Source organism: Streptomyces sp. NPDC001770, assembly GCF_053596135.1.
This window is the reverse complement of record NZ_JBSFFN010000026.1, coordinates 109047-119150: the sequence shown is the minus strand read 5'-3', so window position 1 is coordinate 119150 and position 10104 is coordinate 109047. Positions and strand designations below refer to the sequence as shown.

Genomic DNA, 10104 nt, shown 5'->3' with positions numbered 1-10104 from the left:
GGAGCTGGGCCTCCAGCGGCGCTGGACCCTGCACGGGACCGGCCACATGCTCGGCATGGATGTCCACGACTGCGGCCCGGAACTCTTCGGTTCCGGGCCCCCGGCCCATTCGGTTTGCCTGGTCGGCTCAGTCGAGGTAGTCGCGCAGAACCTGCGAACGCGACGGGTGGCGGAGCTTCGACATGGTCTTCGACTCGATCTGCCGGATACGCTCGCGCGTCACCCCGTAGACCTTGCCGATTTCGTCCAGCGTCTTCGGCTGGCCGTCGGTGAGACCGAAGCGCATGGACACCACACCCGCCTCACGCTCGGAGAGGGTGTCGAGCACCGAGTGCAGCTGCTCCTGGAGGAGGGTGAAGCTCACCGCGTCGGCCGGAACGACCGCCTCGGAGTCCTCGATCAGGTCACCGAACTCGCTGTCCCCGTCCTCACCCAGCGGGGTGTGGAGGGAGATCGGCTCGCGCCCGTACTTCTGGACCTCGATGACCTTCTCGGGGGTCATGTCGAGTTCCTTGGCCAGCTCCTCCGGAGTGGGCTCACGGCCCAGGTCCTGGAGCATCTGCCGCTGGACGCGCGCCAGCTTGTTGATGACCTCGACCATGTGCACCGGGATACGGATGGTGCGTGCCTGGTCGGCCATGGCGCGGGTGATCGCCTGACGGATCCACCAGGTGGCGTACGTGGAGAACTTGTAGCCCTTGGTGTAGTCGAACTTCTCGACCGCGCGGATCAGACCGAGGTTGCCCTCCTGGATCAGGTCCAGGAAGAGCATGCCGCGGCCGGTGTAGCGCTTGGCGAGCGAGACCACGAGACGGAGGTTCGCCTCCAGCAGGTGGTTCTTGGCCCGCCGGCCGTCCTCGGCGATGATCTCCAGCTCACGCTTGAGCTTCGGCGCGAGCTTGTCGGCGTTCGCCAGCTTGTCCTCGGCGAACAGACCCGCTTCGATCCGCTTGGCGAGCTCCACCTCCTGCTCGGCGTTGAGAAGGGGGACCTTGCCGATCTGCTTCAGGTAGTCCTTGACCGGGTCGGCGGTGGCACCGGCGACGGCGACCTGCTGCGCCGGCGCGTCGTCCTCGTCGTCGTCGGAGAGGACGAAGCCCTTGTTCTCGCCCTCGCCCTCCTCGTCCTCGCCCTTGCCGACCTTGACGTCCTCGACCGCCTCGTCACCGTCGAGGATGTCGTCGTCCTGCTTGCCGGACTTCTTGGCGGCGGTCTTCTTGGCCACCGTCTTCTTCACGGCGGTCTTCTTCACGGCGGCCTTCTTGGCCACCGCCTTCTTCGCCGGAACGGCGCCGGATTCACCGGACGCGTCCGCGCTGTCGACGGCCGGGGCGGCGGATGCCGCGACGGTCCTCGTCACGGTCGTCTTCGCCGCGACGGTCTTGGTGGCGGTGCGCTTGACCGGGCTCTTCGCTGCGACGCTCTTGCGGGCGCGCTTCGGCGACTCCGCGGCACTGACCATCAGCGTCACACCCTCTTCCTCGAGGATCTGATTGAGGCTGCGCAGAACATTCTTCCACTGGGTTGGCGGAATCTGGTCAGCCTCGAAGGCCCGACGCACGTCGTCGCCGGCGATCTGCCCATCAGCCTTTCCCCGCTCGATGAGCGCCGTGACGGACTCGGATTCGGCAATCTCCGGCGGGAGCGTACGGGATGTGCTGGCCGACACGAACAACCTCTCGGAACGATGGAAACGGCTTCCGGCCCGGCCCTGGGGGGCTGGAACCGACGTCCGTCGACTGGATGGTCGCCGACGGCGCGGGCTTGGCCGGGGAACTGCACAGCACACCGGATGGCTGCTGTATTCCTTCCGCGACGGTCACCTCTTAGGTCATCGCACTGTTTCGAGGAGTGTTACGCCCAATCCGCGTGGCCCGAGTCACACCTCATTTGCGACGAACAGTGCCAGGGACGACATCTCCCCACAATTGTGCCGCCGGACCGCACGGTCCGGCGGCACAGGGTGCGTATACCCCGGCCGTACCGCCCTCAGTGCTCGCGCGGAGCCGGAACCACTCGCTCCACCTCGGGGTGGACGACGAGGAGCTGCCGCATGGCCGATTCGGCGCCCGCCGAGTCGCCCGAGGCGAGTGCGTCGGCGATCCGGGCGTGCTGGCCGACCGATGTCTCGCTGGGCCGGTCGCACCCGGTGACCGGACTGCCGGACACGTGGAGGGCTGCGGAAACGATGCCGGAGAGGTGGTCCAGCATGCGATTGCCGGCGGCCTGGATCAGCAGGGCGTGGAACTCCGCGTCGGCGCGGGAGAACGTGACCCCGTCCCCCTGCCCCAGCGCATGCCCCATGATCTCGACCATGTCGCCGAGCCGCTGCTGCACGTCCTCCTGGCCGTGCCCGGCGGCGAGCCGAGCCGCGAGGGGCTCGATCGTCCACCGCAGCTCCGCCAGCTCGCGACGCTGGTCGTCGCGCTGGGGGCCGAAGGCGCGCCATTCGATGATGTCGGGGTCGAGCAGATTCCAGTCACTGACCGGACGCACCCGGGTTCCCACATTGGGACGGGCACTGACCAGGCCCTTGGCTTCGAGGACGCGAAGGGACTCGCGCACGACGGTGCGGGAGACTTCGAAACGCTGCCCGATCTCTTCGGGGACGAGAGGGCGGTCCGCGCCGAGGTCACCTGAGACGATCATCTGACCGAGCTGCTGGACGAGTTGGCCGTGCAAGCCTCGGCCGCGACTGGCCGACCCCCGCCGGCCGGTGCGCCCCAGCTCGGATTCGGAACCGCCCCAGGTACGCAGCGCCGCGCGGTCACCGGCCGGCTCCGCGTAGGGGTAACGGTCGAGGTCGCCCGGGCCGGCGAGGCCGGAATCGGCGGAGCGGGCGGTGGTCATCATGGTGTGCGCAAGGGTACTCACGCATCATTTGTCGGCGCGGCTCGCGCGCCCCTTGAGGTCTTTGCTGAAAAGCACACGAAAGGGTGATCGTCGTTCGCGCCCCAATTGACGCTTTATCGTCGCAATTCGGTCAAGCAAAGCCGAGTTGGGGTTCGGCACTCGGCCGTCGGCTCTCCCACGGTCACCAACGCGCCCTGTTCCGGAGGGCGGTACCCGCGTAGGCGCAGACCAGAGCCGCCAGCGAGACAAGGAGCGCCAGACCGACGGGCTGAGCCAGAATGCGGCCGGCTGCCAGCAGCCACCGGTCCGGTCCCGGCGGGATGTCGAGCCACGCCAGTTGCCGCAGGCGTGCCGGAAGGCCGGTGAGCGCGTGCGCGGCGGGCCCGGCGAACACCTTATGCAGCAGCGGCACCACGAGTACGGGAACGGCGAGTACCGCCGCCACTCCGGCCACGGCCACCCGGAAGGTTCCCGCCGCGAGCAGCCCCGCCCAGGCGCAGCCGACCGAAAGACCGATCCAACTAGCGGTCAGGAGAGTCGCGTTCCCCGGTACGGCGGCCACCTCCTCTCCGTAGAAGAGGCGGAGCAGCTGGACGTCGCAGACCACGGCAAGGAGTGCGAGAGCCGCCGCCACCACGCCGGTGACGAGGAGTTTCGCCACGAGCAGCCCGAGCCGCCTCGGCACCGTCCCCCGACTTGCCGCGAGAGCCGGGTAGCGGAATTCGTCGCCGTAGGAGAGTGCTCCCAGCAGTCCGGCCCCGAGCGCCGCCGGAGGAAGCGGCAGCAATGCCGGCCAGCCGGCGAGCAGATGCGACTGGGAGATTCCTCCGACACGCGCCAGCAGGACGGAGGCGACAGCCGAGGTGACCAGAACCGCCGCCACGATCAACGCGGTTGTCCGCACCCCCAGCATGCGCCTCACCTCGTACCGCATCGGGCGCAGCGGGCCCCGCGGAGGGCGCACCGTGATGGGCGGGGGCAGTTCGGAGAGCGCCGCCGAGGAGGCGGGCGCCGGCGCGGGGGGCGCGGGAGGGCCGGCGTCGCCGAGTTCGTCGGCGAGCAGGTGCACAGGGATGCCGTGCCGGAACGCGGCGTCCCCGATCTCGGCACAGTTGCTCCCGTACACCGAGAGGCGGGCCCCTTCCTCGGCCACGATCTCCACGGACCTGCGGGCGTCCCGGGCTTCCCTGCCGACCACCGCGGCGAGACGGGCGGCGTGCGGGGACTGCACGGCGACGCGGGGACGGAGCCGGGTACGGGCGAAGTCGGCGACCTCCTGGTCGGCCACGAGCCTGCCGCCGCCGATGGTGACGACACGGTCCGCCGAGCGGATGGCCTCCTTGGGGTCGCTGGTGGTCCACAGCACCGTGCCGCCCTGGGCCGCGTGCGCCCTCATCAGTCCGTACAGCCAGCCGCTCTCACGGGAGGACAGACCATCGGTGGGATCGTCGAGCAGCAGCGTGTGCGGATCGCCCAACAGGGCCGAGGCGAGCCCCAGTCTGCGGTCCATTCCGACCGAGAGCCCACCGATGCGCTGGTCGCCGAGCCCGGAGAGACCGACGACTTCGAGCATCTCGTCGGCACGCGACAGAGGCGCACCCGCGGCGGCGCAGAGCATCCGCAACTGCCCTCGTGCGGTCCGCGCCGGATGACCGGGTACGTCTCCGAGCAGCACGCCCACTTCCCGGGGCGGGTGCCCGATCCGGTGCAGAGGGCGGCCTCTGAAGTAGGTGACTCCACGTCCGGGGTCGAGTTCCAGCATCAGGCGCAGGGCGGTCGTCTTTCCGGCGCCGGGAACGCCGAGGAGCGCGGTGACGCGGCCCGAGCGGGCCTCGAAGGTGAGATCGTCCACCGCGGGCGGCAGGTCGCGGCGGCGGGCACTGGTCAGTCCGATGGCCTGGAGCATCGCTTCTCTCGCGGAAGGTGTGACCGCTCGACGGCAGGGAGCGTGCGTACCTCAGCAACATAACGCGACATTTGCGACTTTTGGTGCAGCCGGAAGCCTACGAGTGTTCCGCGCTCGCGGTCCTGGAGGACCGCGGAGTCACCGCGCGCGAGACCTCCCACGGGCCGCCCCGCCCGGCGTACCAGCGGTCGGGCTCGGGCTTCCGGCCTCGGGCTCCAGGTCTCAGACTTCCGGCCTCAGCATGGGCGGGTTGAGCACAGTGGCGGAACCCGCACGGAACAACTGGGCGGGGCGGCCGCCCTGTCGTGTGGTCGTACCACCGGAGGGCACCAGAAACCCTGGCGTGCCGGTGACCTTGCGGTGGAAATTCCTGGGATCCAGGACCACTCCCCACACGGCCTCGTAGACACGGCGCAGCTCTCCGACCGTGAACTCCGGCGGACAGAACGCCGTGGCGAGCGAGGAGTACTCGATCTTGGACCGGGCCCGCTCCACTCCGTCCGCGAGGATGCGGGCGTGGTCGAACGCAAGCGGTGCGGGCACCCCCTCCTCCCCTGCCGTGTCACTGCCGGCCGCGAGCAGGTCGTCGACAGGTGCCCAACGCGCCCCGTTGGCGTCCCCTCCCGCGCGGGGAGCGGGGAGGTCGGGCGAGAGCGCCAGGTGGGCCACGCTGACGACCCGCATGCGCGGGTCACGGGACGGGGCGCCGTACGTGGCGAGTTGCTCGAGATGGGCACCGTTTCCGGCGACCGGAGCGGCCGGGTCGTGTGCGCAGAGTCCGGTCTCCTCGACCAGTTCGCGGGCGGCTGCGGCACCCAGGTCCTCGTCCGCGCGGACGAAGCCGCCGGGCAGTGCCCAGCGACCCTGGAAGGGGGATTCCCCGCGACGTACGACCAGCGCACAGAGCGCGTGGCGCCGCACTGTCAGCACGACCAGGTCGACGGTGACAGCGAAGGGCGGGAACGTCGACGGGTCGTAGGACGGCATGCGGTGATCATAGTCGTCTCCCTGACGATAAACACTCCATTCCGCCACGCCCGAAAACGCGGCCGGCGGGACGGAGCGGGGCCGCACCCCGCTGCCGCCGGCGTCGTCGGGTGGGGTGCGGCCTCGGACCACACCCCAGCTCCCCGCGCCCACACCGCACGTGACGAGACCGAGCCGTACGGATGCACGGTCCCGGGCGGCTCAGCCGCTGGTGCCGTCCCTGTCCTCCTGCTGCCCGCGCGGCAGCCGCTCCCGGCGCCGGGCCCGCGCCGTCCCCGGACTGGCCGGGGTGACGGGGCGGGTGCGGCCGGGGGTCCTCCTGCTCCGGGTGGCGGCCGACGGCCCCGCCGTCGCGCCGGTTCCCACCCGGCCCGCCCTGCGGGGCGCCGTCGCGTCCGGCTGCTGGGCGCCTGGCCCGGCGGCGGACTTCCGGGCCTCTTCCTCCTCCTCCCGAAGGCAGCGCCGCAGCTTCTCCGGGTCCACGCCCTCGTTGCACGCCTGGTGGAGAAGCCGGGCGAAGGTGTAGTCGGGGTCCGCCCGCAGGGCGAGTTCGAGGGCCACACGTGCGCCGGGTTCGTCCCCGGTGGACCACGAGACCCAGGCGGCCAGCGCCAGCGGGGCGGCGGCGTGCTCCACGTACGGCCCCACGCAGCGCCGGGCGAGGGCTCGCCAGAGGCGCAGCGCCGCGTGGGCCTCGGGACCCTCCATCCAGCGCGCGGCGCGGTCCCGGGTCTCCCTGTCCTGAAGCCCCAGGATCACGGCTGCGGCCTCGTCGTGGCTGATCAGGCCGTCGTCGTGGAAGTCGGCGACGCCCGCGGCCGGAGGGGCGGGAGTCCGGCCGACCCGCTCCAGCAGCCCCCTCGCCAGGTCCAGGGTCTCCGTGGCCACCTGGCTGCGTCCGTGGGTGTCGAGGATGCGGGTCACCATCGCCGCGCCCACCTCGTCCAGCGCGCGGAGCTGGTCCGGCTCGTGCGCGCCGGACCAGGGCACGAGCCGTTGCTCCAGCTCCCGGAGTGACCCTCTGACCTGGATCCCGGCATAGGTCGCCGCCGCGGCCATCACGGTGGTGCCAGGAAGGGCGAGCGGGTTGCCGTCCTTCGGGCAGCACCGGCCGTCCGGGCAACAGTACGACCAGTACCTGCCGTTGGAGATGCAGAGCGCTTCCAGCACGGGAACATCGAGCGAGCCGCAAGCGGTGCGCAGGAGTTGGGCGAAGGGCCGCAGCCTCTCCATGACCTCGCGGGCGGCCTCCCCCGTGACCGGGTCCTGGCAGAGGAAGAGGACGATCGCGTCCGGCCGGCCGCCGCACCGCTCGCTTCCCGAGATCAGGCACTCTGCCAACTGATCGGCTGCCGGGCCCCATTCCTTCTCCGACCGCGGGATCCCGTGGCGCAGTCGCCCCCCGAAGCGGCCCCGGCCGCCGTGCAGTGCCACCATGACGATGCTGTCGGTCGGGTGGAACCCCAACAGGTAGGGCAGGGCGTCGGCGAGATCCGCGGGGCCACGGAGAGTGACCTGCTGGGCGTCGGAGGAGCCGGTGGATTCGTGGTGCTTGTTCATGGCATGACCGTCCCGCACCCCGCAGATTCCCGCGACCCCTGTGGATAACTTTATCCACAAGTACGCAGCGTCACTGGCGGGTTGTCAGTACCCGGGGTTCTCATGGGGCCATGACCACTCACCAGCACGTGGAATCACTCGGCACTCGACGCGGCACCGCTCTCTTCGTACTCGCCCCTCATGCGGGCGGCCGCCTTTCCCCTCTCCGGTCACTCGATCGTCTTCCTGATCGGGCTCTTTCGCGCCGTCGCGGACTCCGGCCGGGCTGCTCGGCACCGGAGACGAACCGTACGGAGCGGGTGGCCGGAGACTCAGCCCGCGGCCGCCAGCACCAGCGGAAGGACCTCCTCGGCGCCTGCCCTGCGCAGCAGGCGTGCGGCGACCGCGAGGGTCCACCCGGAGTCGGTGGAGTCGTCCACGAGCAGGACGGGCCCGGGCGAAGCGGCCAGAGCGGCCGCCAGTTCGCCGGAGACGGCGAAGGCACCGGACAGCGCTCGGACGCGCTGCGCGGAGTTGCTGCGGCGCGCGGTGTGCGCCCCTTCCGGACCGGTGTACGTCAGCGTGCCGAGGAAGGGCATGCGGCCGACGGCCGCGATCCCCTGCGCGAGCGAGCCGACCAGCTGAGGGCGCGAGAGGGACGGCACCGCGACAACCCCCACCGGCCGGGCGGAGGCGTCCGGGGTGTTCGTCGCCCAACCTCCCGAGGAACGGGCCCAGTCGGCGAGGACGTCCACGGCCGCCCGCAGCACGTCGTCGGGGACGGGTACGTCCGGTGCGTTCTCGGCCAGCAGCGGGCGCAACCGGTTGCCCCAGCCGATGTCCGAGAGCCGGCCCAGGGCCCGCCCGCCGGAGCACTGTTCCTTGGCCGGGATACGTCCCTTCAGTTCGATGCCCAGGGCGGGCAGCCCGGTCGGCCACATCCGGCGCGGCTCGATCTCCACTCCCGGCCGGTCCAGTTCTTTCGCCGCGCCTGTGAGCGTATCCGCGGATACGGAGGAATCGGCCCAGGCTCCCGCGCAGTTGTCGCAGCGGCCGCACGGGGCCGCGCCCTCGTCGTCCAGCTGCCGGCGCAGAAACTCCATGCGGCAGCCGGACGTGCTCACGTAGTCGCGCATGGCCTGTTGTTCGGCCGCCCGCTGCCGCGCCACCCAGGCGTAGCGTTCGGCGTCGTACACCCACGGGGCGCCGGTGGCCGTCCAGCCGCCCTTCACCCGCTTCACCGCGCCATCGACGTCCAGGACCTTCAGCATCGTCTCCAGCCGGCTGCGCCGGAGCTCGACCGACGCTTCCAGCGCGGGGACCGACAGTGGTCGCCCCGCGCCCTCCAGCGCGGCGAGCGTCTGGCGCACCTGGGTCTCGGGCGGGAAGGCCGTGTCGGCGAAGTATCGCCAGATGGCCTCGTCCTCCTTGCCCGGCAGCAGCAGTACGTCGGCGTGGGCCACACCTCGGCCGGCTCGTCCCACCTGCTGGTAGTAGGCGATGGGCGACGACGGCGAGCCGAGGTGGACGACGAAGCCCAGGTCGGGCTTGTCGAAGCCCATGCCGAGGGCCGAAGTGGCGACCAGCGCCTTGACCCGGTTCTCCTGGAGGTCGGTCTCCGCCTGGAGCCGGTCCGCGTTCTCGGTGCGCCCCGTGTAGGAGGCGACCGCGAAGCCCCGCTGCCGCAGGAAGGCGGTGGCCTCCTCGGCGGCGGCGACGGTGAGGGCGTAGATGATCCCGGAACCGGGCAGCTCCTCCAGGTGTTCGGCCAGCCAGCCCAGGCGGTGCGCGGCGTCCGGCAGCCGTACGACTCCGAGGCGCAGGCTCTCCCGTTCCAGCGGCCCGCGCAGCACGAGCGCCTCGCCGGCGCCCGTGCCGAGCTGGTCGGCGACATCCGCGGTGACGCGCGCGTTGGCGGTCGCGGTGGTGGCCAGAACCGGCACCCCGGGTGCGAGTTCGGCGAGCATCGCCCGCAGCCGGCGGTAGTCCGGCCGGAAGTCGTGGCCCCAGTCGGAGATGCAGTGCGCCTCGTCGACCACCAGCAGACCGGTCGTGGCGGCGAGCCGGGGCAGTACCTGATCCCGGAAGTCCACGGAGTTGAGACGCTCCGGGCTGACGAGAAGGACGTCCGTCTCGCCGCGCTCGACCTCGCCGTAGATGGTCTCCCACTCTTCCGGGTTGGCCGAGTTGATGGTGCGCGCCTGGATACCGGCCCGCGCCGCCGAGTCGACCTGATTGCGCATCAGAGCGAGCAGCGGCGAGACGATCACCGTGGGGCCGGCCCCACGCCTGCGCAGCAGAGCCGTCGCGACGAAGTACACCGCCGACTTGCCCCACCCGGTGCGCTGCACCACCAGGGCCCGGCGGCGGTCTTCCACCAGGGCCGCCACCGCCTGCCACTGGTCCTCCCGCAGCCGCGCCGAGCCGCCCGGGTCACCGACCAGTTCGGCGAGGATGGCATCTGCTTCAGTGCGGAGATCCAGGGTGTCCATGCCCCCCATGCAACCCGATGTCCGGGCAGCACGGCCACCTCACGCAGGGTGACGAACACCGGTACGGAAGGCTCCCGTGCCGGATGCCGGTCCGGGGTGTTCCCTCTGTGCCTCGCCGTTCGAAGGAGGCGGGAGGCATCGCGGGAGCCCCTGACGGGCAGGGATATCCAGGTCTTTACGGCAGATATCCGTCAGGTGTTCCAATTGCTCGTTGCCGCCCGCCGATACGCCAGGAAGAATTGGAGTCGCCTCCCGCACGGTCATCTCACGGCCCGTATGGGCGTGCCCTCTGTCATCCTGCCCGCACCGTGGGCGCGTAACGAAGGG

6 protein-coding genes and 1 pseudogene are annotated in these 10104 nt (G+C 71.1%); 1 reads left to right on the top strand and 6 read right to left on the bottom strand.

The features are described from left to right. Positions 1 to 121: pseudogene (locus ACWCSV_RS22815) on the top strand (M24B family metallopeptidase); the annotation flags it as partial. Between the two features lie 6 nt (positions 122 to 127). Here the strand turns inward: ACWCSV_RS22815 and ACWCSV_RS22810 are convergent. The 6 genes from ACWCSV_RS22810 to ACWCSV_RS22785 all read right to left on the bottom strand — a co-directional run bounded on the left by ACWCSV_RS22810 (position 128) and on the right by ACWCSV_RS22785 (position 9777). Further along, positions 128 to 1669, bottom strand: a complete 1542-nt coding sequence (locus tag ACWCSV_RS22810; RefSeq protein ID WP_451144983.1) for an RNA polymerase sigma factor — start codon at positions 1667 to 1669, stop codon at positions 128 to 130. A 320-nt stretch (positions 1670 to 1989) separates the two neighbouring features. Next, a complete protein-coding gene (locus ACWCSV_RS22805; RefSeq protein WP_451144981.1) occupies positions 1990 to 2874 on the bottom strand; it encodes a FadR/GntR family transcriptional regulator in 885 nt (294 codons plus the stop codon). A gap of 160 nt (positions 2875 to 3034) precedes the next feature. Further along, on the bottom strand, positions 3035 to 4759 hold the full coding sequence (locus tag ACWCSV_RS22800; RefSeq protein WP_451144979.1) for an ATP-binding cassette domain-containing protein: 1725 nt from the start codon (positions 4757 to 4759) through the stop codon (positions 3035 to 3037). A gap of 222 nt (positions 4760 to 4981) precedes the next feature. Continuing rightward, positions 4982 to 5746 (bottom strand): NUDIX hydrolase, encoded by a 765-nt coding sequence (locus tag ACWCSV_RS22795; RefSeq protein ID WP_451144977.1) that lies wholly within the window; start codon positions 5744 to 5746, stop codon positions 4982 to 4984. Positions 5747 to 5947: 201 nt separating this feature from the next. Continuing rightward, positions 5948 to 7306: a DUF4192 domain-containing protein gene (locus ACWCSV_RS22790; RefSeq protein ID WP_451144975.1), complete on the bottom strand. Its 1359-nt coding sequence runs from the start codon at positions 7304 to 7306 to the stop codon at positions 5948 to 5950. Between the two features lie 311 nt (positions 7307 to 7617). Next, on the bottom strand, positions 7618 to 9777 hold the full coding sequence (locus ACWCSV_RS22785) for a RecQ family ATP-dependent DNA helicase (RefSeq protein ID WP_451144973.1): 2160 nt from the start codon (positions 9775 to 9777) through the stop codon (positions 7618 to 7620). Between the last annotated feature and the right edge of the window lie 327 nt (positions 9778 to 10104).